Annotated in this window: 26 protein-coding genes and 1 pseudogene; 15 read left to right on the top strand and 12 right to left on the bottom strand. The window is 60.2% G+C overall.

Translation table 11 applies throughout. The features are described 5' to 3' along the window. Window positions 1–153: 153 nt before the first annotated feature. The 3 genes from FRZ40_RS27865 to rpsU all read right to left on the bottom strand — a co-directional run bounded on the left by FRZ40_RS27865 (window position 154) and on the right by rpsU (window position 1,443). Window positions 154–378 carry a hypothetical protein gene (locus FRZ40_RS27865; protein WP_028364655.1) on the bottom strand — a complete coding sequence of 75 codons (225 nt, stop codon included), beginning with the start codon at window positions 376–378 and terminating at the stop codon, window positions 154–156. 279 nt (window positions 379–657) lie between these two features. Continuing rightward, window positions 658–861, bottom strand: a complete 204-nt coding sequence (locus FRZ40_RS27860) for a cold-shock protein (protein WP_013591514.1) — start codon at window positions 859–861, stop codon at window positions 658–660. Window positions 862–1,230: 369 nt separating this feature from the next. Further along, window positions 1,231–1,443, bottom strand: coding sequence for a 30S ribosomal protein S21 (gene rpsU / locus FRZ40_RS27855; RefSeq protein WP_081767441.1), 213 nt, complete (start codon window positions 1,441–1,443; stop codon window positions 1,231–1,233). Between the two features lie 430 nt (window positions 1,444–1,873). Between rpsU and FRZ40_RS27850 the strand changes: the two genes are divergently transcribed. Next, window positions 1,874–2,227 carry a hypothetical protein gene (locus FRZ40_RS27850; RefSeq protein WP_147236257.1) on the top strand — a complete coding sequence of 118 codons (354 nt, stop codon included), beginning with the start codon at window positions 1,874–1,876 and terminating at the stop codon, window positions 2,225–2,227. Here FRZ40_RS27850 and FRZ40_RS27845 read toward each other — a convergent pair. Together FRZ40_RS27845 and FRZ40_RS27840 are read right to left on the bottom strand one after the other, a co-directional pair. After that, window positions 2,181–3,851: a bifunctional protein tyrosine phosphatase family protein/NAD(P)/FAD-dependent oxidoreductase gene (locus FRZ40_RS27845; protein WP_147236256.1), complete on the bottom strand. Its 1,671-nt coding sequence runs from the start codon at window positions 3,849–3,851 to the stop codon at window positions 2,181–2,183. The genes FRZ40_RS27850 and FRZ40_RS27845 overlap by 47 nt on opposite strands. 86 nt (window positions 3,852–3,937) lie before the next feature. Further along, window positions 3,938–4,798, bottom strand: coding sequence for an MBL fold metallo-hydrolase (locus FRZ40_RS27840; RefSeq protein ID WP_147236255.1), 861 nt, complete (start codon window positions 4,796–4,798; stop codon window positions 3,938–3,940). Between the two features lie 83 nt (window positions 4,799–4,881). On the opposite strand from FRZ40_RS27840, the gene FRZ40_RS27835 reads away from it, so the two are divergent. The 7 genes from FRZ40_RS27835 (at window position 4,882) to FRZ40_RS27805 (ending at window position 9,782) form a co-directional block, all read left to right on the top strand. After that, window positions 4,882–5,202 carry an ArsR/SmtB family transcription factor gene (locus tag FRZ40_RS27835; protein WP_147236254.1) on the top strand — a complete coding sequence of 107 codons (321 nt, stop codon included), beginning with the start codon at window positions 4,882–4,884 and terminating at the stop codon, window positions 5,200–5,202. A gap of 11 nt (window positions 5,203–5,213) precedes the next feature. Further along, window positions 5,214–5,648, top strand: a complete 435-nt coding sequence (locus tag FRZ40_RS27830) for a YeeE/YedE family protein (protein ID WP_147236253.1) — start codon at window positions 5,214–5,216, stop codon at window positions 5,646–5,648. Between the two features lies 1 nt (window position 5,649). Beyond that, window positions 5,650–6,105 carry a YeeE/YedE family protein gene (locus FRZ40_RS27825; protein WP_035541195.1) on the top strand — a complete coding sequence of 152 codons (456 nt, stop codon included), beginning with the start codon at window positions 5,650–5,652 and terminating at the stop codon, window positions 6,103–6,105. 54 nt (window positions 6,106–6,159) lie between these two features. Further along, window positions 6,160–6,978, top strand: a complete 819-nt coding sequence (locus tag FRZ40_RS27820) for a sulfite exporter TauE/SafE family protein (RefSeq protein WP_147236252.1) — start codon at window positions 6,160–6,162, stop codon at window positions 6,976–6,978. A gap of 252 nt (window positions 6,979–7,230) precedes the next feature. Continuing rightward, complete coding sequence (locus tag FRZ40_RS27815; protein ID WP_028364664.1) at window positions 7,231–8,463, top strand: molybdopterin-dependent oxidoreductase; 1,233 nt, start codon at window positions 7,231–7,233, stop codon at window positions 8,461–8,463. Window positions 8,464–8,470: 7 nt separating this feature from the next. Further along, window positions 8,471–8,815, top strand: a complete 345-nt coding sequence (locus FRZ40_RS27810; protein WP_147236251.1) for a cytochrome c — start codon at window positions 8,471–8,473, stop codon at window positions 8,813–8,815. A gap of 88 nt (window positions 8,816–8,903) precedes the next feature. Beyond that, a complete protein-coding gene (locus FRZ40_RS27805) occupies window positions 8,904–9,782 on the top strand; it encodes an ADP-polyphosphate phosphotransferase (RefSeq protein ID WP_028364666.1) in 879 nt (292 codons plus the stop codon). 147 nt (window positions 9,783–9,929) lie between these two features. Here FRZ40_RS27805 and FRZ40_RS27800 read toward each other — a convergent pair whose 3' ends face one another. Continuing rightward, on the bottom strand, window positions 9,930–10,766 hold the full coding sequence (locus tag FRZ40_RS27800) for an amino acid ABC transporter substrate-binding protein (protein ID WP_147236818.1): 837 nt from the start codon (window positions 10,764–10,766) through the stop codon (window positions 9,930–9,932). Between the two features lie 434 nt (window positions 10,767–11,200). Between FRZ40_RS27800 and FRZ40_RS27795 the strand changes: the two genes are divergently transcribed. From FRZ40_RS27795 to FRZ40_RS46200, 7 genes are all read left to right on the top strand, one after another. Beyond that, window positions 11,201–11,620 carry a DUF1924 domain-containing protein gene (locus tag FRZ40_RS27795; RefSeq protein ID WP_035541198.1) on the top strand — a complete coding sequence of 140 codons (420 nt, stop codon included), beginning with the start codon at window positions 11,201–11,203 and terminating at the stop codon, window positions 11,618–11,620. A gap of 46 nt (window positions 11,621–11,666) precedes the next feature. Further along, window positions 11,667–12,155: a diheme cytochrome c gene (locus FRZ40_RS27790; RefSeq protein WP_147236250.1), complete on the top strand. Its 489-nt coding sequence runs from the start codon at window positions 11,667–11,669 to the stop codon at window positions 12,153–12,155. Continuing rightward, window positions 12,127–12,855 (top strand): cytochrome b/b6 domain-containing protein, encoded by a 729-nt coding sequence (locus tag FRZ40_RS27785; RefSeq protein WP_147236249.1) that lies wholly within the window; start codon window positions 12,127–12,129, stop codon window positions 12,853–12,855. The genes FRZ40_RS27790 and FRZ40_RS27785 overlap by 29 nt, the downstream gene beginning before the upstream one ends. A gap of 24 nt (window positions 12,856–12,879) precedes the next feature. Continuing rightward, a complete protein-coding gene (locus FRZ40_RS27780) occupies window positions 12,880–13,542 on the top strand; it encodes a winged helix-turn-helix domain-containing protein (RefSeq protein ID WP_147236248.1) in 663 nt (220 codons plus the stop codon). A gap of 8 nt (window positions 13,543–13,550) precedes the next feature. Next, window positions 13,551–14,900, top strand: a complete 1,350-nt coding sequence (locus FRZ40_RS27775; protein ID WP_147236247.1) for an ATP-binding protein — start codon at window positions 13,551–13,553, stop codon at window positions 14,898–14,900. A gap of 99 nt (window positions 14,901–14,999) precedes the next feature. Continuing rightward, window positions 15,000–15,479, top strand: coding sequence for a hypothetical protein (locus FRZ40_RS27770; protein WP_028364673.1), 480 nt, complete (start codon window positions 15,000–15,002; stop codon window positions 15,477–15,479). A 589-nt stretch (window positions 15,480–16,068) separates the two neighbouring features. Then, on the top strand, window positions 16,069–16,182 hold the full coding sequence (locus FRZ40_RS46200; protein WP_342959964.1) for a universal stress protein: 114 nt from the start codon (window positions 16,069–16,071) through the stop codon (window positions 16,180–16,182). 162 nt (window positions 16,183–16,344) lie between these two features. Here the strand turns inward: FRZ40_RS46200 and FRZ40_RS27760 are convergent, their stop codons facing one another. The 6 genes and pseudogenes from FRZ40_RS27760 to FRZ40_RS27740 all read right to left on the bottom strand — a co-directional run bounded on the left by FRZ40_RS27760 (window position 16,345) and on the right by FRZ40_RS27740 (window position 23,971). Then, the gene (locus FRZ40_RS27760; protein ID WP_147236246.1) at window positions 16,345–18,636 is read right to left on the bottom strand and encodes a heavy metal translocating P-type ATPase; all 2,292 of its coding nucleotides are present in this window, start codon (window positions 18,634–18,636) and stop codon (window positions 16,345–16,347) included. 369 nt (window positions 18,637–19,005) lie between these two features. After that, window positions 19,006–20,172 carry an efflux RND transporter periplasmic adaptor subunit gene (locus tag FRZ40_RS27755; RefSeq protein ID WP_147236245.1) on the bottom strand — a complete coding sequence of 389 codons (1,167 nt, stop codon included), beginning with the start codon at window positions 20,170–20,172 and terminating at the stop codon, window positions 19,006–19,008. Then, window positions 20,169–20,504, bottom strand: coding sequence for an ABC transporter permease (locus tag FRZ40_RS45160; RefSeq protein ID WP_338048166.1), 336 nt, complete (start codon window positions 20,502–20,504; stop codon window positions 20,169–20,171). Before FRZ40_RS45160 ends, FRZ40_RS27755 begins: the two co-directional genes overlap by 4 nt. A 923-nt stretch (window positions 20,505–21,427) precedes the next feature. Next, a pseudogene (locus FRZ40_RS45995) lies at window positions 21,428–21,700 on the bottom strand (FtsX-like permease family protein); the annotation flags it as partial. A gap of 830 nt (window positions 21,701–22,530) precedes the next feature. After that, entirely contained in the window at window positions 22,531–23,235 is a 705-nt protein-coding gene (locus tag FRZ40_RS27745; RefSeq protein ID WP_028364677.1) for an ABC transporter ATP-binding protein, read from the bottom strand. 274 nt (window positions 23,236–23,509) lie between these two features. Next, window positions 23,510–23,971, bottom strand: coding sequence for a carboxypeptidase regulatory-like domain-containing protein (locus FRZ40_RS27740; protein ID WP_147236244.1), 462 nt, complete (start codon window positions 23,969–23,971; stop codon window positions 23,510–23,512). Window positions 23,972–24,188 lie beyond the last annotated feature (217 nt).

Genomic DNA, 24,188 nt, shown 5'->3' with positions numbered 1-24,188 from the left:
TGGTTTGCTCTGTCATCCCAAGTAAGTCGTCGCGTTTGATGCCGAGCGTAGCCAGGAATGTAAAGAATCGACGCGTGCGATGTTTGGGCGCCCCTCGTTGCGCGCGCCCTGGTGCCTTAGATGCGCTCCGTGTTTTGAGCCCGGGCGTCACCGTCAACCGCGAGTGTCGACCCAGTCGCGTGCCCAGCGCGTCGAGTGCTGCAGCGCCTGCTTTTCACTCGTGAAGTAATCGAGCGAATAGAACTCGTAGCGGCTTTCGGCGCGCGCGCTATCGGTGCGTTCGAGCAGCAGGTTGGATGAAAAACTTCCGTCCGGCAACCGATGCGTAGAAGGTCGGACGACATAGCCGTTGTACAGCTGAATTTGATTGTTCTGCATTTTAATTTTAATGATGTTCGAGTGCGCGCGTGCCGTGCGAAATGTCCACGGACGAGCCGATTCAAGGCCTTTGCAAGCCGAATCTCACGCGATCAAAAACGATAAAAAGGGCGTTGAAGCCAGAGGGGAGAATGAGGTGCAACGAGGCGTATGACGGATGGCAAGCTGCTGAATAAACAGATGCAGCTAAGAACGATCGCGCCAACTTTGGGAGACAACGCTCCGCGAGGGTGTCGCTGCAGCCCGGTGTCCGTCGCCGGAGGCCGGGCCCTTCAAACTTTACAGCGGCTTGATGTTAGCCGCTTGCAGACCCTTCGGGCCTTGCTTCGTTTCGAAACTCACCTTCTGATTTTCAGCCAACGTCTTGAAGCCGTCGGCCCTGATTTCGGAGAAGTGAGCGAACAGGTCGTCGCCGCCCTTGTCCGGGGTGATGAAGCCAAAGCCTTTGCTGTCGTTGAACCACTTAACGGTACCGGTATCCATGAAGAATCCTTGAGAAAAAAATATGAAGAGTTGCTCTGTTAAAGAGCGCGTGAAGCGTCAAGGAGGGAGAGGACAACGAATACCGCTGAGGAGCGAGCAATTGATGAACAGCAATCGAACTTCTTGAACTTCGACCCGAACAGTAACTGCCTATACCAGCTGTGTCAACACTTATCTTGTAACCGCTTCACCGAGCGGTTCGTTTTGTGACCGAAGCGATATGGCCCCACCTGGCATGGCGCACAGGTGCATTGACTGTCAGACCTGCATCGCGAACGCACACCCCTGACCCATATGGAAGGGTCTACGTGAGAAACCCGGCAGTGCGCCAGACGGCCGCAACAGCATGGCCGCCCGGCCCGCTCCCGGTCAGTACCGCTTTTTCGGCGGCAACGACCGCTTGATCTGCTTGCGCAGGCGTGCCACTGCAGCAGCCTTTTTGCGTTTGCGTTCTGTGGTAGGTTTTTCAAAGGCTGTCCGGGCACGAAGCTCCGGTATCAAGCCGGTGCGCTCGATCGCACGACGGAAACGGCGCAAAGCGACTTCCACGGGCTCGTCAGGTTTCAGAATTACGGTAGTCAATTTTTTCCTTTGTTGAGATCCGGCAGTAATGGCGAACGGCGATGTGGATGCTGTTCCCGGCGTGGCCGATGCACAGATCGTTCACACTTGAGCGACGGGGCGGATCGTGGTGAGCATCAAAAACGCTTTTGCGTCCACCTCGCAGCGGCATGAGTGTAGCAACTGTTCAGCCCTTCTCGCTTGCACCCAACGGCAGGAGCGCCGCGAAAAACGTCACGATCCGCCTGAATGAAACTCATCAGACCCCCGGCGCTCGGGTCGAATCCTTGCGACGATGGAAGTACGCGCTATAGGCCGATAAGCTGCTCCGAAGCATTTTGGGCGGCGTTGACCTGAAGCCTGGCATGCCTCACATTCCCATACCGTGGAGGGGTTGACAGGTATATATCGCGAGAGGGCGCTCCAGAATCTGGAGGATGCGCGCCGGGCATTGACAGCTTACGCCGAACACGTCACGCCTCCCGCTTTGCTGCCTGACCTGCGCGCCCTGCAATTGGTTCAGCTCGACGCGCGTCAATGGAACCACTTCGACTGGCAGGAGTGGTTTGCTCAATTCGACGTGAAGTACCAGATTCCCCACGACGCAATCGCCTTTAACCAGGTGACGCTCAGGTTTAATGTCGCGCTTGAAGGGCTCGGGTTTCGCGTGCCACCTGACGCAATGCAATGTCATGTCGCCGCCGTCGCCCGGACCGTTATCGAACTATTCTTCCGGCCGATTCGTTTGAGCCATCGCGTTATCGCCCATCAAGTGCGGGTCGCGCCATCCACTCCCGCCCCTTGAGCATGCCATCCCAGTAGAGCGGCGGCAGGATCCGCTCCTTGAAAAACCAGGCAAGACGCGACGGTCGTGTGCCGTCGAGCAGCCACGCAGGAAAGGTGGGCGCGACCTTGCCACCATAAAGGAACTCGGCGAGTACCACCTTACCGCGCTCGACCGTGAGCGGACACGAACCGTAGCCATCGTAAGTCGCCAATCCGCCGACGCGACCAAGACTCGCCAGCACGTTATGGGCGACGACGGGTGCCTGTTTTCGGGCGGCTGCCGCAGTCTTGGCGTTCGTTGTGCTGGTGGCATCGCCCAGCGCATAGATGTGCTCATACCGCTTATGGCGCAACGTGCCAGGGTCAACGTCTATCCAGCCGGCAGCGTCGGCAAGTGGACTTGCGCGGACAAAGTCCGGAGCCGTCTGCGGCGGCACCACATGAATCATGTCAAAGTCAGTTTCGACATTGACCCTGCTACCGTCGGGCAACGCGCGTTCGAAGACGGCGCGCCGGCGATGACCATCGATACGTTTCAACGTATGGCTGAACCGCAGATCAATGCCGTACGCTTCCACATACTCCATCAGTGCCGGTACGTAATCGGGGACGCCGAACAGCGCCGCGCCCGCCGTGAAGAACTGCACCTGAGTATTGTGCAAGGTCCCGTTTCGGCGCCACGTATCGCACGATAGATACATGGCCTTCTGCGGGGCGCCAGCACATTTGATCGGCATTGGCGGTTGCGTAAATAGCGCCTTTCCGCCTTGCAGCATTTTCACCAGTTCCGCCGTATATGGCGCCAGGTCGAAACGGTAGTTCGACGTCACGCCATTTCGGCCCAGTGTCTCGACGAGGCCTTCGACACCGTGCCAGTCGACCTTGATGCCCGGGCATACGACGAGCCGCTGATAGCGCACTCTCCGGCACCCCTCAAGCACCACCGCATGACTGTCCGGTTCGAATGCCACCACCGCGGCCTTGAGCCAGTGCACGCCGCGAGGCACTCGCGATGCCATCGTGCGCGCGGTGTCCGCCGCGTCGAATATACCCGCTCCCACGAGCGTCCAGCCGGGCTGATAGTAGTGCACGTCAGCAGGATCGATGATCGCTATATCCAGTGAAGGATCACGGGCGCGCAGGCTCGACGCCAAGGCAATGCCGGCTGCGCCGCCACCGACGATCACCACAGTGTGTTCCGCCTCGACAACGCGCTGCGGTGCTTTACCCGCATTGGCAATACGCCCCACCACCGCTTTGAGTTCGTAACCCGCCTTCGCTGTGATGCGCTCAATTTCCGCCACGCTCAGCGTGTCCGCTTGTGACAGCGCCCACAGGGTCGCAGACCGCGTGCCCGTGCGGCAATAAGCCAGCACCGGCTTGGGTAGTTCTTCGAGAAGCGCGGCGAAGGCGGCCGCCTGTCTATCTGAAGCCTGGCCCGGCAGCACGGGCTGGTGAACTGCCTTCAGACCGACGGCAGACGCGGCCCGCGCGATTTCCTCGAAGTTAGGCTGATCCGGCGCCTCCGCATCCGGGCGATGGCACACGATCGATCTGAATCCTAGCGTCAGTAGCGTTGCGACATCATCGACGGCAATCTGCGGGGAGACCGAAACATCTGGAGTGAGGGAACGCACAATCATGGCCTGCTTCCTGAAACGGTTAAACGGCGAACTTTGGACCGCGACGCGCCCTCACCCGCCGGACGCGCACCCGACCCCGTGCTACGTCAGACAACATTCAAGGGAATCTTGAGATACCGCACTCCGTTCGCCTCTGGCGGCGGAAACTCACCGGCGCGGACATTGACCTGCACCGCTGGCAAGATCAGTGTCGGCATCGCCAGAGTCGCATCGCGTGCCTCGCGCATGGCGACAAACTGCGCTTCGCTTACGCCGTCGTGCACGTGGATATTGCGTTCCCGCTGTTCGCGCACCGTCGTTTCCCATGCAGGCCCGCGTCCCTCGGGCGGGTAGTCGTGGCACATGAATAGCCGCACGTCGGCCGGCATCGCCAGCAGCTTGCGGATCGAGCGATACAGTTCATGCGCGTCACCGCCTGGAAAGTCGCACCGCGCTGTGCCGACGTCGGGCATGAAAAGCGTGTCTCCGACAAACACGGCATCCCCGATCTGATACGCCATGTCAGCCGGCGTGTGCCCGGGCACGTGCATCGCCCTGCCCGTCAGATTACCGATGGAAAACGTCTCGCCATCCTCGAAAAGGTGGTCGAACTGAGACCCGTCCAGACGGAACGCCGGCTCGAGGTTGAAGAGCGTCTTGAACACGCCCTGCACGCGCCGGATGTGCTGGCCGATCGCAATGCGACCGCCCAGCTCGCGCTTGAGATGTGCAGCAGCAGAAAGATGGTCGGCGTGCGCATGTGTCTCCAGTATCCATTCGACATTCAACGCATGCTCACGCACGAAAGCGATCACCTTGTCAACGCTGGCTGTCGAGGTTCGTCCAGCCTTTGGATCGTAGTCGAGCACCGGGTCGATGATGGCGCACCCGGCATGGCCCTCTGCAAACACCACGTAAGTCACGGTCCAGGTGACGGGGTCAAAGAAGGGATGAATGATCGGCTGCATGTCTAATCTCCGGGAATGAAAACATTCTATTCACATACAATCTATTGTTCAATATACTATGTTGATATAGATTGAACATCACCATGAAGAGACCTCGTCCAACCATCGATCTCGGCACGATGCAGGCCGGCGCCGCGAATGCGTGCGCCCTGCTGAAGGTGCTCGCCAATCCCGACCGCCTGCTGCTGATGTGCCAGCTTTCTCAAGGCGAGATGTCGGTCGGGGAACTCGAGGAGCAGCTTGGTATTCGTCAGCCCACGTTGTCGCAGCAACTGGGCGTTTTGCGGGAAAACGAACTCGTAGCCACTCGCAGGGATGGCAAGAACATCTTCTATTCGGTGGCAAGTCCAGAGGCGCTCGCCGTGATGGCCGTACTTTATGAACAGTTCTGCCCAAAGCAGTAAGGAGACGCATCATGCTGGTCGACCTTGGACATGTCACACCGGGTCTCTCGTTGACAGGCGGGCTCGTGATCGGAGCCGCGGCTGCCGTACTGATACTGTTCAACGGACGCGTCGCAGGAATCAGCGGCATCTTCGGCGGCCTGCTGGGTTGGCCGCGCGATGACGTCAACTGGCGTCTCGCGTTTCTGGCAGGGCTCGTAGGCGCCCCTGTCATCGCGGGACTGCTGGGCAAGCCTGCACAGGCGGAGATCGAGGCGAGCTGGGGCGTGATCCTTGCGGCCGGGTTTCTTGTCGGCATCGGTACCCGCTATGCCAGCGGCTGCACCAGCGGCCACGGCGTATGCGGTCTCTCCAGAGGGTCCGTACGCTCGCTCGTCGCTACCGCAACCTTCATGGCCGCGGGATTTCTTACCGTCTACGTACAACGTCACCTGATCGGAGGCTGATATGGCAGCCCTCAAGACACCGCTCATCGCGCCGGTTACGGCATTGCTCGCCGGCCTTCTTTTCGGGGTTGGCCTGATGGTGTCGGGTATGGCAAATCCGGCGAAGGTGCAGGGTTTCCTCGATCTGGCCGGCCGGTGGGATCCATCACTCGCCTTTGTGATGGCTGGCGCCATTGCTGTTGGCTCACTTGCATTTTTCGCAGCGAGACGCCGTGACAGGTCATACCTCGGCTTGCCGATGCAACTTCCCGTCAGCACGGCCATCACGCCGAGACTGGTTCTGGGTAGCGCCGCCTTCGGCATCGGCTGGGGGCTGGCCGGTTTCTGCCCGGGTCCCGCGCTTGTTGCGCTGGGCGCTGGCTACCCCAAGGCCGTCGGGTTCGTGGCGGCAATGATCGCCGGCATGGCCGTCTTCGAACTGATCGAGCGGACGAAAGCCACGACGCAGCGCGCGTGAGTGCGGCCTGCGCCTACCGCTACGACTCGCAGTTGAATAAGGAGAGGTTGTCCGATGGCACATGTGATTGCCAGCAGCGCCGCCCTCGGTCTTGTCGTCGGCCTGATCCTCGCGCTCACGGGGGCAGGCGGCGCCATCCTCGCAGTGCCATTGCTGCTGTTTGTACTTCATCTGAACATCGCCGAGGCCGCACCCATCGCCCTGTTGGCTGTGGGCGTCTCCGCCGCGCTTGGCGCATTGATGGGTCTGCAGGCCCGCATCGTGCGATACCGCGCCGCAACGCTGATGGCCGTGACAGGTACGGTCTTCTCGCCCGTCGGCCTGTGGCTTGCCCATCGGCTGCCGAACGGGCCGCTCACACTCGTCTTTGCCGGCGTGCTGGCGTACGTCGCGCTCCGGATGTTCCGACAGGCTGCCGTCAGCACGCCTCACGAAGTTCACGGCGATTCGGCTTTACAACCTTGTCAGCTCAATAGCGGCACAGGCCGTTTCGTGTGGACGGCCGCCTGCACGCGCGCACTTGCCCTGGCGGGTATCGGCGCGGGCTTCCTGTCCGGCCTGCTCGGCGTGGGCGGAGGCTTCGTCATTGTCCCCGCGCCGAGCAAAGCCACCAATGCACCGGTGCCGGCAATCATGGCGACATCGCTTGCTGTCATCACGCTTGTGTCCGCCTCCGGCGTCATCTCGACGGCAATTTCAGGTCACATGAACTGGCCGGTGGGCGTGCCGTTCGCTGCAGGCGCCCTGAGCGGCATGCTGGCTGGGCGGCTCGTTGCCGGCCGGTTGAGCGCTAACAGGCTGCAACAGGGCTTCGCGGTCGTCGCTGGTCTCATTGCCGTCGGCATGGTCGCCAAGGTCGCCATGTCCGTTTGAGTTCCCCGATCAGACGCTCACCGGTAGTTCCGGACATTCCTTAGCGGCATCACGCGAACCTGCCACGCGTTGATTGAGGCATCTCAATTCGCACGACCCATGGGCCAACGGTTTTTATTGAAGACGTTGCAGTTCCGGGCTGTCTTTCTCTTGTCGGCAAACGCGATTGCGGGTATTCCCGATGGAGCAGGCGTTCAGCGGCGCATATATTGAGTCAGGTCCCGACGCAAGAGCGGGACATGGAGGACGGTGATGAACGACCGATGCGATACGAGACGCCGCCGCGTACTGCAATCCCTCATGGCGGGAAGCGCAGGTTGTCTTGCATTGGGATTGCCGAGACTCACGCAAGCCGCGAATGCCGTCACCCTTCCCTTCGAAAACGGATTGCGCGAACTGACAACCGCATTTCCGCAAAAGGGCGAAATGCTGCTCCTTCGCAGCCGCCCGCCTCTCCTCGAGACCCCATTCTCCGTTTTCGACGAAGGCGTGTTCACACCGAACGATCGCTTTTTCGTCCGCTGGCACCTCGCAAGCATTCCTACACGCATTGATGCCCGGTCGTTCCGCATGAAAGTGCGGGGATCGGTCAGCCGTGAACTTGACCTCAGTCTTGACGACCTGTCGAGAAAATTCGAGCGTGTCGAGATCGCTGCCGTGAACCAGTGCGCGGGAAATTCGCGTGGGTTTTTCAGGCCCCGCGTAGCGGGCGGTGAATGGGCCAACGGCGCAATGGGCAACGCGGTATGGACCGGCGTGCGTCTCAGGGACATTCTCGACCGCGCTGGCGTAAAGCCGGGCGCCGTGCAAGTACGCTTCAACGGCCTCGACACGGGCGTCATTGCCGACACGCCCGATTTTGTCAAGACGCTCAGCGTAGACCACGCGCGCGATGGCGAAGTCATGGTTGCATTTGCCATGAACGGCAAGCCCCTGCCGCTTTTGAACGGCTACCCGCTTCGCCTCGTCGTGCCCGGATGGTACTCCACGTACTGGATGAAGATGCTCGATGATATTGAGGTGATCGACGCCCCCGATACCAACTTCTGGATGGCCAAGGCCTACCAGATACCGGACACACCGCACGCAGACGTATCGCCAGGACAGACGAACGTCAAGACGATTCCCATTGGCGCGATGGTACCGAGGTCATTCTTCACGAACCTCGGTGATGGCGCCGTGCTCGACCTGAACCGGACGCAGATAGTGCGCGGGATTGCGTTTGGGGGCAATGCCGGTGTGCGCGAGGTGCTTTTTTCACACGATAACGGGACGAGCTGGACACCTGCGCGACTCGGGCGCGACTTTGGCAAGTACAGCTTCCGCCGATGGGAATCGCAATTCTCACCCCGACAAGGCGGCCAGTATGTCCTGAAGGTCAAGGCGACCAACACGGAAGGCATTGTCCAGCCGGACACGCCTAACTGGAACGCGGGCGGCTACATGCGCAACGTAGTCGAACAGTTAAACGTGTTTGCTGCATGAGGACGACATGAATGCCAAGATGGTTGCTCTCTCAATGGCGGCTCTCACTTGCCTTGCCGCATCGGAGACGGCGGGCGCCACCCCGCCCCTGACTGCCCCCGATCGGCAAACGGTCGAGGTGTCGCTACCTGCTGGGCGGACCACGTTTCCGCCGGGCCAAGGTTCTGAACTGGCCAATGCCCACTGTGTCATCTGTCACTCTCCCGGAATGGTGTTGCGACAACCGCCCTTGTCGTTCGAGGAATGGAAGGCTGAGGTGAACAAGATGCGGGTGGTCTATGCTGCGCCGCTTCCTGCCGACAAGATCGAGGAGATAGCGCGGTACCTGTCAGCAATCAACGGTAAGCCGTAACCGACTTCAACCCTCGCCACCAACACACTGATGTCCGGCGCCAGGCGATCGGTTATGCGCTCGATCGGCTTTGGTCGGGAGGACGGACATGAAGATCGACGCAGAGTCATTTCGCATTCACGAAGGTGCGGCGGTTGACCTGGACAAGTCTCCATCGCGCGTGGCGCCCGTATACGGCTCGAAAGCGCAGTACCATGCCATGCTGGCGGAACACATCAAACAGTTGCGCGCACTGCAAAGCGTCCTGTATGCAGATAATCGCTACGCGGTACTGTTCATACTCCAGGCAATGGATGCAGCGGGAAAAGACGGCGTGATCAAGCACGTCATGTCGGGCGTCAACCCGCAGGGTTGCAAGGTTTTCAGCTTCAAACATCCGAGCGCGACTGAGCTTCAGCACGATTTCCTTTGGCGCACTACGCGCGATCTTCCTGAGCGTGGACAGATCGGGATTTTCAACCGGTCATATTATGAAGAGGTCTTGATTCTTCGCGTCCATCCGGAGATTCTTCACGCAGAGGGTTTATCTGGCTCGCCAGGCGCGGAGACGGCCCTCTGGCAGGGCCGTTACCGCTCCATTAATGATCTGGAGAGCCACCTTCATCGCAACGACACGCGCATCGTGAAGTTCTTTCTGCACCTTTCAAGGGAGGAGCAGCGCAAGCGCTTCCTCGCGCGTATCGATGAACCCGACAAGAACTGGAAATTCAGCACCGCCGACGTCGAAGAGCGAAACTACTGGTCTGAGTATATGAAGGCCTATGAGCAATGTCTCAGTGCAACCAGTACTAAAAACGCACCATGGTATGTCGTGCCTGCCGATGACAAGGAAAACGCTCGGCTTATAGTCTCCCAGATCATTCTGAACATGCTGGAGAAATTGAATCTTCGGTATCCCGAAACCACGACTCAGCGCCGCAATGAATTGGCGCAGATTCGCGCGGCACTCGATCGCGAGCAGTCATAGGTGGCGCCCAAAAGTCGTGCTTACGTGAAAACCGGAAGACACGTGTATATTCTCTCGCTTCTCTGACACCCCGTGGAATCGATACAGAAGTCAAAGAAAGCGCACGCACCGCTATGCAAAGGATGTACCGCTGCAATTGCTTCGAAGTCATTGTGTGGGGCGATCGCTGCGTTCGGTCAGGTTCCCCTTCAACTCTGCGCCCATCGGCATCTTGAGATTTACGCCGCGCGGTGGAATCGGCGAGTCGAACCACTTTGCGTAGAGGCGCGTGAACTCGCCGCTCTTCATCAGCCTTGCCAGCGTACTATCGACGAGCCGCTTGAACGCCGGATCATCTTTTCGGACCATACACGCGTACGGCTCGACCTGCAGCGTCTTGCCGACGACTTCCCACGTATCTGCATCGCTCGCGTTCGCACGTAGCCCGTAGAGCAAAACGTCGTCGAGTGCCAGTGCTGCTGCCCTGTCGTTCGCAACCTCCCGCAGCGCATCGGCGTAATCTTTGCTCAGCACCACATCGGCATCGACGTGCTGTGTGTCGAGTTGGCGGCGTAAGACTTTCTCGTTGGTGCTTCCTCCAACGGTCACGACAATCTTGTGTGCGAGATCAGAGTAATCAGCGATGTGCGATTCACGCTTGGCCATCAGTCGCGTGCCTGCATAGAAGTAGTTGATTGAAAACGCAACTTCTTTGCCACGGGCCGATGTATTCGTCGTTGATCCACATTCCAGGTCAATTGAGCCGTCGACGAGCAAGGGGATTCGGTTCTGCCCGGTAACAGGCATATAAACGGTATGGAGGTCCGGCCTTCGGAGTGCCTTGCGCACGTCATCAACAATTGCTTCGGTCAAATCCACCGAAAAGCCAACGGCCTTGTGCGGCGTGAGCAGATAGCTGAACGGTATCGCAGACTCTCTATAGGAAACGACGATCTGGTTGGTTCGGGCAATCTTGTCCAGTGTCTGCGCGTGTGAGGCTGTCATGGCGTCATGACCGACAATCAATGCGGCCAGCGTCAGTTGGAGTCGATGGATCACGATGCCTCCGAGGTCGCGATATACGCGTGCGTTGCGTTACGAGCTTCTATGCGAAAGCCGCTCCGACCCGGTGGGCGGGTCGAACGGTGTTCTCTTCATCAGGAATCACTCCATCTGGATCGACCATAAGCCCGAAGTAGTGGCCTCAGATTGACTCAGATCAACGGCTCCGTTGCCTTGCAATGCGGTCTCACAATTGATAGAGCTAATGAGCGTGTGGCTTCTGCCGTTGTGCGCATGCCGATAATCGGCACCGCGAGCTGAAGCCTGGTCCAATACCGTGTTACAGCAAACGCAACGTGAGCAACCCGCGAAATTGAAGCGTTAAGACTCCGGTAAGGAAGTTCGCCCAGGATAGTCTGCATCTACCGGAGACTCTCGTGAGCAAATCGCTTCTTTTGCGGCCGGGTTTGTACGGGGCAGTTCTGCTCGTCCTTGCCCTGACTTCAATCGCGACAGCCAATGCTGCCACGCCATCAGAACTTCTCGGCTCTTACCGTACCCAGTCGGGCAATGCAGAACCGGACCCGTCGCGCGGACAACAGTTCTTCAATGCTTCACATGGCCACGAGTGGCGTTGCGCTTCGTGCCACGGCGCAGTGCCCACCCAGACTGGCAGGCATGCCGTCACAGGAAAGTCGATAGCGCCGCTAGCCCCCGCGTTCAACCCTGAGCGCTTCACCGACGCTTCGAAGACTGAGAAATGGTTCCGCCGCAATTGCAACGACGTCGTCGGACGGGAGTGCAGCGCAACCGAGAAGGCGGATCTGCTCGCCTGGCTTTTGACGCTCAAGCCGTAGGCGACTTACTCCACTATCGAAAGTTCTGTCCACCGGAGCGCTTCCCATGCTGTTCAATCGTGTGCCCCGTTCTGTTGAGGTTTGTGCCGTCGCTCTTGTGGCTGCCCTGACGGCCTCGATTGCTGCCGCTGAATCTGAAGAGACATCCCGCCAGGTCAACCTGCTGCCCAGGTATCGGCAGGAATGCGGTGTCTGCCATATCGCCTATCCGCCGGGCATGCTGCCCGCCGCGTCATGGCAGCGCATTCTGGGCAACCTGCAGCACCATTTCGGCACCGATGCGTCACTCGACGCTGACTCCGTCAGGCAGATTTCGACATGGCTCGCCGCAAATTCGGCAGGAGACGCGGCGGCGCACACCGTTCCGCCCGAAGACCGTATTACCCGCTCCCACTGGTTCCGGCAAGAGCATGCTGAAGTGTCTGCCGACGTATGGAAGCGTCCCATGATCAAGAGCGCGTCAAACTGCGCGGCGTGCCATACCCGCGCCGAACAAGGAAACTTCAATGAACACTTCATCCGCATACCGCAATAGCAGCGGTGCAGGCGACAAAACACAACGTCGCATTCTGGTCTGGGATGCGCCCGTGCGGCTCTTCCACTGGCTGTTCGCGGCCTGCTTTGCCGGTGCATGGCTGACCGCGGAAAGCGAGCATTGGCGGCTCGTGCATGTCGCGCTAGGCTACACCGCAGGTGGTCTGGTAATTTTTAGAGTCGCATGGGGGCTGGTTGGAACGAAACATGCCCGTTTTTCCAGCTTCGTTCGGGGCCCGGCCTCCGTGTGGCGCTATGTCCTTGGGATATTGCGCGGCCATCCGCAACGGCATGTCGGACACAACCCGGCCGGCGCGGTTGTCATCGTCGCCATGCTGGCTTTGGCGTGCGCATTGACCATCACCGGTTGGGCGACCTATAACGATGTCGGAGGACACCTGTTGGGTGAAGTGCACGAAGCTTTGGCCAGCTTCATGCTTGCGCTGGTTGGCGTACATGTGGCCGGGGTCATTGTGAGCAGCTTGCTTCATCGGGAGAACCTGGTCGGCGCAATGCTGAGCGGACACAAGTCCGGACACGCCGATGAAGGCATCAGGCGTGCATGGCGAAGCATCGCGGCGATTGTGCTCGCGAGCGTGCTCGGGTTCTGGTGGTGGCAGTGGCAAGTCGCTCCCGCGCCGATGACAGCCGTTGGCAACGCAGCTACTTCGCACCAGACCGACCGCGAAGATGCCGACTGACGACCCTCAAAGGCTAAGGACATAATGCGTATCCTGCTCGTCGAAGACGATCCGTTGCTTGGTGATGGAATTCGCGCGGGCCTTCGGCAAGCGGGGTTTCAGGTCGACTGGGTTCGCGACGGCCAGGCTGCCGAAACGGAACTGCGCACCCGGTCCTACGCTGCGGCAGTGCTCGATCTCGGACTTCCGCTCAAGGATGGCATCGACGTGCTATCGTCGGCCCGCCGCGCGGGCGTGACCATGCCCGTACTGGTGCTGACCGCGCGCGACACGGTCCCCGATCGCGTCCGTGGACTCGACATCGGTGCCGACGACTACGTCGTCAAGCCCATTGATCTTCTGGAACTCGCCGCCCGCCTGCGAGCGCTCGTGCGCCGCGCACACGGTCAGCCGCTTGAAAAGCTGGAGGTGCAGGACGTCACACTCGAACCGGCAGCAAGGCTTGTCTACCGGAATGGAGAACCCGTCACCGTCTCCACACGCGAGTTTGATCTGCTGTATGTGCTGATGCTCAATGCGGGCCGTGTGATGTCGCGCGAACAGCTGGAACAGGCCATGTACGGTTGGGGTCAGGAAGTGGAGAGCAACGCAGTTGAAGTGCACATCCATCGCCTGCGCGCGAAGCTCGGCAGCGAGCTGATCAGGACAGTTCGTGGCGTCGGGTACGTACTGATGCGAGAGGGCTGAGCTACGTGATGATCCTGCCACGCTCATTGCAGGGACGCCTGCTGGTCCTGGTGATTGGCGGCGTAATCGCTGTATGGCTGATTACCGCGCTGTTCATCTGGCGTGACGCCCGCAGCGAACTCGACGAGCTGCTCGACAGTCACCTCGCACAGGCAGCAGCGTTGCTGATCGTCCAGCAGACCCAATCGATTGACGACGATGACGAGATCGATACACGGGTACCGCATCCGTATGCACCCAAGGTTGCCTTCCAGATCTTTCATGAGGGGCAGGCAGTCGTGCGTTCGGCCAATGCACCGACTGAGCCCATGATTCCCGCCAATGGCGAGTTCGGGCAGGGTTTCGCAACCGTGCGGATAGGCGGTGACGCGTGGCGCGTATTTTCTGCGCGCGGGACGGGCGAAGATACACGCGTCTATGTCGGTGAGCGTATCGATTCGCGCACCGCAATACTGTTAGCGGTATTACGCGGTACGCTGTGGCCTATGGCTGCCGCCCTGCCCCTTCTTGGACTTGCCACCTGGTGGGCGGTGAGGCAAGGCGTGACGCCACTCAAGAAACTGGGCCGAAGCATTGCCCGGCGTGGCCCGGACGATCTCGCGCCAGTCGTGATGACGCAAACGCCCGCCGAAATGTCCCCGGTACTCGACGCGCTCAATCAACTCTTCGCACGTATCCAGACGGTATGGGACGCGGAGCGCCGCTTCACTGCTGACGCGGCGCACGAGTTGCGCACGCCCATCGCAGCGATTCGAACGCAGGCTCAGGTTGCATTGGCAGAAGCGGACGATGCCCTGCGTCAGCACGCATTGCGCGCGACCATCGAAGGGTGTGACCGCGCAACGCGTCTCGTGAACCAGCTGCTGGTGCTTTCCCGGCTCGAGTCCGGGGCGACCCTCGCACTCACCAAGGTCAATCTGAGCGTGCTTGCACAACGGGTCGTCGCAGAACTGGCACCAATGGCGATCTCGAAGCGGCAGTCGCTGGAATTTGACGGTGAGAGGCCTTGCCACGTCAAGGGCGACGACGTGTTGCTCGCAGCTCTGGTGCGCAACCTCGTGGACAATGCCATCCGTTACAGCCCGCCTGGTGCATCCGTGTTGATCAGAACGTCGACAGATGACGGCGACGCGGTCCTGTCGGTCGAAGACAGCGGTCCAGGACTCGCCGATGCGGATCGCCCGCGACTGGGTGAGCGCTTCTTTCGCGTTCCTGGTACCAACGAAAGTGGCAGCGGGCTTGGCTGGTCGATCGTCCAGCGGATCGTCGACCTTCATGCGGCGACGGTCTGCGTGCGTCGCTCGAAGCGCCTCGGGGGTCTCGAAGTCGAGGTGTTCTGGCATGCTGGCAATGCTTGACCTGAATCAAGGCGCCACGCCCACGAGGCGCGACCATACCGTTGAGCAGTCCTGGATCAGGGGTGTAACCCTGTGTGATCAAAGACGTGGGAGGTTCGCATGCGCATCCAGCTACCGTTGATCGGCGCAATACTTACGACGTTTCTTTTGGGCGTATGTACTGTTGCCTATGCAGACGATCTTTCGCGGAGCGTCACGTCGCATGGTCTCACCGTTCACTACGGTGTCGTCCCATCCAGCAAGCCTGGAGAATCTGGCTCGACAGCGGCGAGCGATGTCCCCTCTCCGGGACCGAACCAATACCATCTGACCGTCGCAATCTTTGACACGGCCACGGGCGAGCGCGTGAGCGACGCTACCGTACTCGCCCGCGTCAAAGGTCCCCGTTCCTACGACACGCACTTTCACGCGAAGACTGTCGAGAAACGTCTGGATGCCGTCAAGGTAGGGAGTGCCGTCACATATGGCAACGATTTCCTGATGCCATGGAGCGGCATTTATCACGTGGACCTGACAGTTACGCAAAAGGATCAGCCGAAGCCAACGACGATCCGGTTGAACTACGACCATCGTTTCTGAAGCTGGCATGTCGCCCTGGTCTGCCCGCTTGACGGATGGCAGTCGACCACCTTACGGGATCAAGCGTGAATCCACGCGCTGGATTCAGTCCGCGACAGATGACTAGAGGATGCGACTGGCGCACTCGAACAGGCCAAAGCGTTGCTGGTGCCATGTGATGTGCGCATCGAGACGGAAGCGGTGGACCTGTCGAAACACGGCGGGGTCGTTGCGCAAGCATTGATAAATGCTGCCAATGCGTGGCAAGCCGAACTGCGGTTTCAGGTGCACGCCACCACCATGGCCTGGCGCGTTGGGTTGAGGGAACCGTCTCAGAGTCGTTGACCGGGCTTCTGCACTGCCCGCTGCCTGTCGTACCGGAAGGCTATAGCATCGAGAACGGGCACTTGCCGCAGCGCATCCCGTTCGCGGTTGACGGAAGCCCTCACGCGGCTACCGCGCTGCGCTTTGACCTGTGGTTTGCGGTACCCGATGCTTCTTTGCGAGCCATCTATGTGATTGATCGCGCGGTACGGCCGAGCGACCAGCGACGACGTTGCCCATACCATCGTTCGCGAAGCCAGCAGCTGTCACGCTGCAACTGATTGTGATGGGCACGCATGGCAGGCGGGGCATATCACGTTGGCTGCCTGGTAGTGTCGCGGGGCGGGTCGCCAGTCTTGCGCAAATCCCGCTACTGCTCGTCGGCACGCAAGGCGCTTGAGCAGCACCGCGCATAAGCTGATTCTGAAGATTGATGCGGGTGACCAGACCTGCACTGCCAGTCCAGTGCCGTTGGTCCAGACGAAATTCCAATAGCCGCGATCAAGCAGCCGGGTACGCGATCACGCGACGATACCAGCGCGCAGGGACAGGAATTCGGTCTTTACGCCCCTTCCGCAAGCGTATGGAAGAGTTCCTCTTCCTGTGCACAATGCAGGCGTACGATTGCATCGAGACCGTACAGCAGACGCTGGAATTCGCGGATGCTTTCTGCATCGGGTCCCTCGGCTGGCACTGTCTCCGTCATTTGCTGAAGCAAACGGGAGATCCGGAAAATTTCACGGTGCGTGGCGCTCATCGCCGCCATCGGGTCTTCTCCGCCGAGAAGGCGCGCAAGATCCGGATACACTTCCTGGTCATCGCGCTGCTCATGTGGGATGAGCTTGTGTGCCAGCAAATCGCTCATGTTAGCGAGCGCGCCCGCGACGGATGGTCCCGGCAAACCGGGCAGTGTGTCCGCGAGCTCCCTGATCTGCCCGACTACTGGACCAAGTTCAACATGCTCGGTCTTCAGGCGGTCCTCGTCACTACGGGCAAGGCTGCCTGTCATGGCTGTCGAACGAATCCTCAAGGCCCGCAGCGCGTTCGCGATGACGGCCACATCAATGATCTCCTGAAGCAACGCGCCCGACAGGGGCGGCAGGAATCCGAACGCGGCGACCACCATTGCCGACACCGACAGCGCCATACCCGCCATCACGCTCTGGACGGCGATCCGCCGCGTCTGTTTCGCCACCCGAAACCCCTCGACAAGCCGATCCAGCCGGTCGACCAGCAGCACCACGTCTGCTGCTTCTGAAGACGCCGCCGCGCCTCGTGCCCCCATCGCAACGCCGACATCAGCGGCCGCAAGCGCAGGAGCGTCGTTGATTCCATCGCCTACCATGACAACTGGCCCTTCACGGCGTGCCGCCTGGATCGCTGCAAGCTTGTCCGCGGGTGATAGCTCAGGCCGCACCTCCGTGACGCCCAGCATTGCCCCCACCGTTTCCGCTACATCGCGTCTGTCGCCCGTGAGCATCACGATCCGTTTGACGCCCTCCTGCTTCAGCAGCCGCAGCGCACGTGGCGTTTCGAGCCGGATCTGATCCGCCATCTGCAGGGCACCGACCATGTTACCGTCGACCCCGACGAATACAGCAGAGGCGCCCTCGTACGTCAGGCGATGAAGAAAAGCTTCGCACCAGGGCGCCGGCGTTGCGAGCGATGATACGAAATCGTAAGAACCGATCGCGACGATATGGCCATCCACTTCTCCCTGAACTCCAGCACCGGGTCGCTCCTCCACGCGGGTTGGTAGTGACAGGGGGAGCTTGCGCCCGCGTGCAGCCGCAGTCACCGCTTCGGATATGACATGTGCTGACGCCTGGCCTAGCGACGCGGCAACGCGCAGAACCGTCTCGGGAGAGGTGCCAATGCCTGCTTCGATTGCGACGAGGCGCGCTTGCCCTCCCGTCAGGGTGCCCGTTTTGTCGAAGAACAGTACGCTCGCTTGCGCGAGCCTCTCCAGTGGACCACCACCTTTGACGAGCACGCCTCGTTTCGCGCAACGCGACATGCCGGAAACAATGGCCACAGGCACTGCAAGAATCAGTGGGCACGGGGTTGCAACGACAAGCACAGCAAGCGCCCGTGCGATTTCTCCGGAGATCAGCCAGCTACCCGCGGCAAGTGCAAGCGCTGCAAGCACGAACCACAGCGCGTAGCGATCAGCAAGACGGCTTGCCGGACTGCGCTCGCGCTGCGCCGACTGCACCATGCGGACTATCCCGGCAAACGTACTGTCTGCCGCGCTCGCGGCAGCGACCATCTCGAAGGCGGCACCAACACTAACGACCCCGCTATTGACCGGTTCGCCGGGTGAGCGTTGCTGGATGACGGATTCCCCCGTGAGCGTGGATTCGTCCAGTTGGGCGTGGCCGATCAGCGAGCCGTCGACGGGAACTAGATCGCCGCTTCGTACCAGCAGCCGATCGCCGGGACGTACCGCATCCAGTTCGACGCGACGCCACTCACCGCCCTCAAAGCGATTGGCATGACGCGGAGCGCGGCTCAGTAATGCGGTCATTTCGCGTCGTGCCCGCTCCTGCGCGTACGCTTCGAGAGCTCGTCCACTCGCGAGCATCAGCGAGATCACGGCGGCGGTCAGGAACTCGCTGAGCCCCAGTGCGAAACCGATGGCGAGCAGCGCGAGCACATCGACGCCTGCTTCATGCCGCTGCAGCGCCTTGACGATCGACACCAGCAGCGCCAGCAGGACGGGCAAGGTTCCAACGGCCCACAGTGCATGCGCGAGCGCGACGTCGTCGAGCGCGGCGAACACAATGCCTGTTACGAGGCTTACGGCCGAGGCGGCCAGCAGGACAAGCTCGACTGAGCGAAGCGGACGTGGCATGAGGGAAAGATCGCAACGGGGTCAGATTTCGAAATCGCTGCCTTCAGCATAGGATATGAATCCTTCCGTGAAATACCCGGCCGGCATCGAATCGTCATTTCCTGGCAGATCAAATGCTTGCCGTGCTGCGCTTGATCCACATCACGTGGTGTATCGTGCCGGGCTGCAAGCTCGTACGGTAGAAATCGCTCGGAAAATCAGGTCGTGTCGACGCTGGCGACGCTGTTCGTTGTCGTCCTGCTGCTGAATCTCATACCCGCTTTCGCACCGCCTACGTGGATGGCCATGTCCTGGGTCGGTTTTGGTATTCCCGAGGGAAATCCAATTGTGCCATTGGTGCGGCTTTCTTTGCGGGCCGTAGCAATGGCTCTAGCGCAGCAGAACCCGGGCATTATTTGTCAGAGTGCCGGGTGGATATACGATCACGATCTGATTGCTGCCAGCACCGTCGAGAATCTCGGCTTCTTCGGAATTGCGCTGTCCGATGCGCACAACATGTTGTATGGCGCGCTTTCGCTCGACGGTGAAAACGCACCATTGTTCCCCGCACCGGAATAGCGAGCCGATGGGAAGTTTCGCCACGTCAGATCTTTCCCAGATCACGATCCTGCCCAGAACCCGATACCCGTCGTTCAGCCGGCCCGGGGCGCCCGACAGGTCTGCAATGACATGCACGCGCTGCTCTTCAACTCCCAGCGCCGAGACCTTGGTAAAAGCGCCTGGCTCGACCACCCGCACTTTTGCATCGATTGGCACAGGCCCGCCCCAGTCTTCCACCGACATGCGCATCCCGGGACTGATCTTGACGGCGTCCGTTGAGAGAACATCAACGACCACTTCATAGCGAGAGGGATCGGCGAGCACCATGACGGCAGCACCGGCCGACACTACGCGTTCGCTCCGCTCGTCAACACGCAGGAGGACGGCATCGACAGGAGCGCGGACTTCCACGGGATGCCCGGCTTCCAATGCTCGCAGATTCGCCTTCGCGGCTCGTACTTCTGCTGCCGCAGATGTTGCGCGGGCGCGGGCTGCATCGAGATCGCTCATGCCCGATGCCTCGGTGACGCGGAGTTGTTCCAGCCCCTGCTTCGAAATGCCGCCATACTCGATCAATGCCTTGCCTCTCTGATACTCCCTGTGCGCCTGCTCGAGATCGGCACGAACATGATCGACGTGCGCCAGAGCCTCGCCATAAGCGGCCTCCGCCGACTCCACATGGGCGCGCTGCTCCGCGCTTTCTCCGGGCGTCATGGCGACGGGCACCAGCACCGCAATCACCTGTCCCGCACGCACATGGTCCCCCTCGCGCATGGTCACGCGCAGCAAACGACCGGTGATCGGCGCCGTGACGACGTAGCGGTCATGTGCGCGGATCTCCCCATCCTCGTCGATCGTGACGCGAAGCGGTCCCCTGCTCACCTGCGCCGTATCGACAACAACCGCTTTCGGCCAGAACGCGCCCGCCAGAACCGCGGCAACTGCGAGCGTCGCGACCGCAATGAGCAACGCCGATCGGATGCGATTGCGCTTCATGATTCGCGCGCCTTGAGGACAGCGACGATATCGAGGCGCCTGATCTTCCACGCCACGACGAGTCCGGAGCACGCCACCGAACCGGCGGTAACGAGCAATGCGTACGCGAACGTCGAAGTTTCGATGACGAGCGGCAGACGATACAGATCGGTGGCTAGGCGCCGGACCAGCAACGCGCAGATGCCATATCCCAGCAACAGACCGGCCGGCGCTGACACCGAAGCGAGTACGAATTGTTCGCCAAGCAGGATCCAGCCGACTTCTGCGCGCGTGAAGCCGAGTACGCGTAGCGATGCCAGTTGCTGTACGCGTTCCGAATAGGCGAGACGCATCCCGTTGAATGCGACCCCGAAGGCGATGATGCAGGCGAAGACAAAATTGATTGTGGTCGAAAGACGCACGCTTTCGTCCATGATCTTGCGGAAACTGTCATTACAGTTTGCCGGACGGCTACTGTATTGACGGCCGGCATACGCTTGAGCGTGCCATACAGAGGCTCAAGCGCGCGTGCGTCGGTTTGCAGCCACGCCCCCGTCCAGTTGCCGCTCTCTTCAAGCAGACGCGCGAGGGCATGCTGATCCATGTACGCCCGAATGCCGACCAGCTCTCCGACCTCGCCCGTCACCGTCACCTGTCGTATCTGGCGCTTGCCCTCGAGCAACTCCACCGTGATCCTGTCGCCTGCGCGCAGCCCCAGCGCGTCCGCGAGTTGTGCCGAGATCAGCATCCCGTCCGGGGGCACGCGCAACGGCACGCCCTGTTCATCGACAAGGCGATGCATGGCTGCCGTCGTCGAAATTCCGCTCAGGCTGATCCGGCGGGAGCGATATCCGTAGGAAAGTCTGACAGGCACATCGCGAAACGGCTCGACCTTCAACACGCCTGGCAGGCTTTCGAGCGTGAAGAATGCCCGATGCGATAGCGGTTGGGAAAAAGTGATGGTCACGTCCTGACGTTCAACGCGTTGAAACTGCACGTCGAAGAGATGATCGATAGCATCGAAAAAGAACCCTCCTATCAGGAGGATCGCGCTCGCACTGGCAATCGCGAGACAGGAAAGCGCGGATTTGACGGGTTGCCGCGCGATATTGCGCACGATCATTCGCCCGGTCACGCTGATGTGCCGGGACAGACCAGTCCGCTCCGCCCAGCCCGCCGCGAATGCCGGCGGCAATACGGGACGCAGTGCCACGACGGGCTTTAATCGCGCAGCCTTCGCCACGCTTACCGCCGTGCCCGCGACTGAGGTGACGAAACTCACGGCGATGGCAGAGATCACGACTGCCCCGTCAGCCTGATACTCGAGACGGGCAAAGCGATAGTACTTCGCGTACATGTCCGTGAGATAGGATCCGAGCCCAAGCCCGGCTGCCACACCGATCGCGCTTCCCAACGCCGTAATCAGAGACGCCAGCTGGAGGTAGTGCAACGCGACACGCGTGTTTCCGTATCCAAATGCCTTCATCAACCCGATCTGTGTGCGTTGCGTGTCGATCAGCCTGCCTAGCACGCTCTGCAACAGAAACATGGCCACGCAGAAAAAGATCGTGGGTACATACGTAGACGTGGTGCGGTTCTGTGCGATTTCGTCCGATATGAAACGATGCGATAGCTGATCTTCGCGCGTGATTGCACCGAGCCCGCCATAGCGGGCCAGTTCGCGGTCGACCCAGGCGATTACGTCAGATGTCCGGCGGCTGTTGTCGAGTGCGATTGCCAGGTCGTTGAATGCCCCCTCCATGCTGAATGCAGCCGACGCGGCATCACGTCCCATCCAGATGACACCGTAGTGCCGATTGTCCGGGAAAATGGATCCGGCTCCCGCTTCATAGACATATTCCGGCGAAAGCGCAATGCCAACGATCTGGAGTTCTTTCCAGCGACCGTTCAATACGGCCCCGAAGCGCTGCCCCACATGGAGATTGTTTGCTTCCGCGAAAGCGGCGCTCATCAGCACTTCATCGTCCCGGCCCGGCGAGACATATCGGCCACTTCGTAGATGCAGCAGGTTGAGCGCTGGCCATGACAACTCGGGAATCGAGACGAGATGTCCGGTCGCTGGTTCGTCGAGGCCTGGCAAATCGAGTGTAACGTCCGACACGACGCGTGGATCGACGCGAGCGACGCCGGGCATCGACGCGATACGCGATGCGACTGCTAGCGGAGCGCGTTTGAGTGTCACGAACAGATCGGCAAACCGGTAAGAGACGTAATAGTCCTGCTGCGCCTTCAATAGACTCAAATACGTGGTGCGCATTGCGACGAATGTGGCAACGCCGCAAGCCACGACCAGCACCGCCGCAAATGCTTGCGCCCGCATATGCCAGAGGTCCCGCCATAGAAGGCGCGTCAGGGCACTCACCACGTCAGGTCCTGTGCGCGCGAACGCCTCACATTTCGACGATCCTCGACGACCGTGCCGCTGCTCATGCGTACCACGCGATTCGCCATGTCAGCGATGACAGCGTTGTGCGTAACGACAATAATCAAGGTTCCAAACTCGCGGTTAACGCGTTCGAGCACCTCGAGCACGACCCGTCCCGTCTGGAAATCCAGCGCGCCCGTTGGCTCGTCGCACAACAGCACATCGGGCCGTTTCGCTATTGCGCGGGCGATCGCGACCCGCTGCTGTTCACCGCCCGACATCTGGGAAGGGAAATGATCGGCGAGTGTGCCGATATTAACCATATGCAAGGCGACGTCTGGATCGAGGGGCCGGTCTGCAATCTCTGTCACAAGCGCGACGTTTTCACGTGCCGTGAGACCGGGTATGAGGTTATAGAACTGAAACACGAAGCCGACATGCTCGCGACGGAATCGCGTTAGTTCCCGCTCGGGCACAGAGTCGAGCCGATGGTCCCGGTAGTTGATAGTGCCGGCCGTCGGCGTATCGAGTCCGCCCATCAGATTTAGCAGCGTGGATTTGCCGCTGCCCGACGCGCCCAGCAGAACCACAAGCTCGCCAGCTTCGAGCTCAAGAGTCACATCGTGGAGCGCGCGGACACTAATGCTTCCCATCGGGTAGACCTTGCTGACTGCCTTGACGGAAAAGACGGTCTCCATCGTTCGCTCAAAATTAAAGTGACAAGGTCTGTCAGGCCGTGCAACCGGTCACTACTTCGATGATCGACTCAAGGTCAGCGATTGCACGTCCGTTGCCTCGCGCGTCACCAATCGATTTGCGTCATCGCATGGCTGCACGAAGCTGACGGGTGATTTCCCCATGTTAGCCAGCTCAGGCTCGCGGAACCGACGCAGACCCACCCGACACGGAGTAACTTTATAAATCTGAGCAAAGCTCCGCGAAATGCCTGTGCAGCACCGCCGCGCATGATGATCAAGGAGTGCGGCATCCGGTACATATTTGCATGACGTCGTGCCTGTCAGGATCCTCCCAGGAAAAATGAACATCGATGCCACCTCGCCCCGGAACCACGACCTTCCTTGTTTCTGTTACGTGCCTGTCACGCGCAGAGATCTGGTACTGGCCAGCAGGCAAATGTACGAAGAGGAATGGGCCTGCCGTCCGTACAACCAGAAGAGACCGGGTTCCTGCGGAGATTTTTACGTCGACATCGGAGAGGTAATGACCAGACTTCGCCGACAGCGTGATCCGCACGTTGTATCTGGCCGCGACTGAATGAAAGGCCTTGACTTCATCTTCTCCGATGCCGCCTGTTACATATCGGATGCCGTTTTGCTCCGCTGGCGCCGGCAGCGGCTGCGCCGACACGCTGACACACAGTATTGCCCCAAAGAGAAGTGCCGTTGAAAATACTCTTGCACGAAAAATAGACATGGATACCTCTCGCCCCGGCTTCTCGAGCGCGTGGCAACTGTCACGCATACACGCAGAAAAAGCGTCGACCCAGGAAAAACTGTTCGCCACACCAGCATGGACTCTGGGACGAATCATCGTTTGACGTGTATCAAGCTCTGATGGATCGAGCGACCTGGTGTCATTCCAACGGTGCGTGAAAGAAGTTCACGGTTTGACGTCGGCGCCCGACCGTGTT

It is taken from the genome of Paraburkholderia azotifigens, assembly GCF_007995085.1.
Classification (GTDB): domain Bacteria; phylum Pseudomonadota; class Gammaproteobacteria; order Burkholderiales; family Burkholderiaceae; genus Paraburkholderia; species Paraburkholderia azotifigens.
Note: the sequence above shows the minus strand (reverse complement) of the source record. Positions and strands in the feature narration are given on the sequence as shown.

Excerpts from the sequence above, each read along its gene's own strand:
- FRZ40_RS27805 (WP_028364666.1), top strand. The coding sequence starts at position 8,904 with ATGAAGATCGACGCAGAGTCATTTCGCATTCACGAAGGTGCGGCGGTT.
- FRZ40_RS27740 (WP_147236244.1), bottom strand. The coding sequence starts at position 23,971 with ATGTCTATTTTTCGTGCAAGAGTATTTTCAACGGCACTTCTCTTTGGG.
- FRZ40_RS27845 (WP_147236256.1), bottom strand. The coding sequence starts at position 3,851 with ATGATTGTGCGTTCCCTCACTCCAGATGTTTCGGTCTCCCCGCAGATT.
- FRZ40_RS27865 (WP_028364655.1), bottom strand. The coding sequence starts at position 378 with ATGCAGAACAATCAAATTCAGCTGTACAACGGCTATGTCGTCCGACCT.
- FRZ40_RS27800 (WP_147236818.1), bottom strand. The coding sequence starts at position 10,766 with ATGACAGCCTCACACGCGCAGACACTGGACAAGATTGCCCGAACCAAC.
- FRZ40_RS45160 (WP_338048166.1), bottom strand. The coding sequence starts at position 20,504 with ATGCGTCTCGCCTATTCGGAACGCGTACAGCAACTGGCATCGCTACGC.
- FRZ40_RS27825 (WP_035541195.1), top strand. The coding sequence starts at position 5,650 with ATGGCAGCCCTCAAGACACCGCTCATCGCGCCGGTTACGGCATTGCTC.
- FRZ40_RS27815 (WP_028364664.1), top strand. The coding sequence starts at position 7,231 with ATGAACGACCGATGCGATACGAGACGCCGCCGCGTACTGCAATCCCTC.
- FRZ40_RS27775 (WP_147236247.1), top strand. The coding sequence starts at position 13,551 with ATGATCCTGCCACGCTCATTGCAGGGACGCCTGCTGGTCCTGGTGATT.
- FRZ40_RS27790 (WP_147236250.1), top strand. The coding sequence starts at position 11,667 with ATGCTGTTCAATCGTGTGCCCCGTTCTGTTGAGGTTTGTGCCGTCGCT.
- FRZ40_RS27785 (WP_147236249.1), top strand. The coding sequence starts at position 12,127 with ATGAACACTTCATCCGCATACCGCAATAGCAGCGGTGCAGGCGACAAA.
- FRZ40_RS27770 (WP_028364673.1), top strand. The coding sequence starts at position 15,000 with ATGCGCATCCAGCTACCGTTGATCGGCGCAATACTTACGACGTTTCTT.
- FRZ40_RS27840 (WP_147236255.1), bottom strand. The coding sequence starts at position 4,798 with ATGCAGCCGATCATTCATCCCTTCTTTGACCCCGTCACCTGGACCGTG.
- FRZ40_RS27830 (WP_147236253.1), top strand. The coding sequence starts at position 5,214 with ATGCTGGTCGACCTTGGACATGTCACACCGGGTCTCTCGTTGACAGGC.
- FRZ40_RS27760 (WP_147236246.1), bottom strand. The coding sequence starts at position 18,636 with ATGCCACGTCCGCTTCGCTCAGTCGAGCTTGTCCTGCTGGCCGCCTCG.
- FRZ40_RS27820 (WP_147236252.1), top strand. The coding sequence starts at position 6,160 with ATGGCACATGTGATTGCCAGCAGCGCCGCCCTCGGTCTTGTCGTCGGC.
- FRZ40_RS27835 (WP_147236254.1), top strand. The coding sequence starts at position 4,882 with ATGAAGAGACCTCGTCCAACCATCGATCTCGGCACGATGCAGGCCGGC.
- FRZ40_RS27780 (WP_147236248.1), top strand. The coding sequence starts at position 12,880 with ATGCGTATCCTGCTCGTCGAAGACGATCCGTTGCTTGGTGATGGAATT.
- FRZ40_RS46200 (WP_342959964.1), top strand. The coding sequence starts at position 16,069 with ATGGGCACGCATGGCAGGCGGGGCATATCACGTTGGCTGCCTGGTAGT.
- FRZ40_RS27745 (WP_028364677.1), bottom strand. The coding sequence starts at position 23,235 with ATGGAGACCGTCTTTTCCGTCAAGGCAGTCAGCAAGGTCTACCCGATG.
- FRZ40_RS27755 (WP_147236245.1), bottom strand. The coding sequence starts at position 20,172 with ATGAAGCGCAATCGCATCCGATCGGCGTTGCTCATTGCGGTCGCGACG.
- FRZ40_RS27860 (WP_013591514.1), bottom strand. The coding sequence starts at position 861 with ATGGATACCGGTACCGTTAAGTGGTTCAACGACAGCAAAGGCTTTGGC.
- FRZ40_RS27810 (WP_147236251.1), top strand. The coding sequence starts at position 8,471 with ATGAATGCCAAGATGGTTGCTCTCTCAATGGCGGCTCTCACTTGCCTT.